Source organism: Streptomyces rectiviolaceus (assembly GCF_039533825.1).
GTDB classification, from domain to species: domain Bacteria; phylum Actinomycetota; class Actinomycetes; order Streptomycetales; family Streptomycetaceae; genus Streptomyces; species Streptomyces rectiviolaceus.
In genome coordinates this window covers 1-252 of record NZ_BAAAUG010000074.1, presented here as the reverse complement: position 1 = coordinate 252, position 252 = coordinate 1, and the positions used below count along the sequence as shown (strand labels likewise).

General features: G+C 78.6%; 1 protein-coding gene. It reads left to right on the top strand.

The features are described 5' to 3' along the window. A partial coding sequence (locus ABD378_RS21145; RefSeq protein WP_344522527.1) for an alpha/beta hydrolase fold domain-containing protein occupies window positions 1–252 on the top strand: 252 nt, incomplete at both ends.

The following is a 252-nucleotide window of genomic DNA, read 5'->3' as shown; positions in this document are numbered from 1 at the left end:
CGGCGAGGCGAACTTCCCCGCCCCGGTGGACGACCTGCGGGCGGCCCTGCGCTGGCTGGAGCTGCGTGCGCCGGAGCTCGGCGTCGACACCGCGAGGACCGTGGTGTGGGGCGAGTCCGCGGGCGGACACCTGGCCTCGCTCCTGGCGCTCGACCCCGCGGTCGCGGCCACCGGCGCGGTGGTCTGGTACGCCCCGAGCGACCTGACCGTCCCCCGCGGCCCGTTCGACCCGCGGAGCGCCGAGACCCCGGA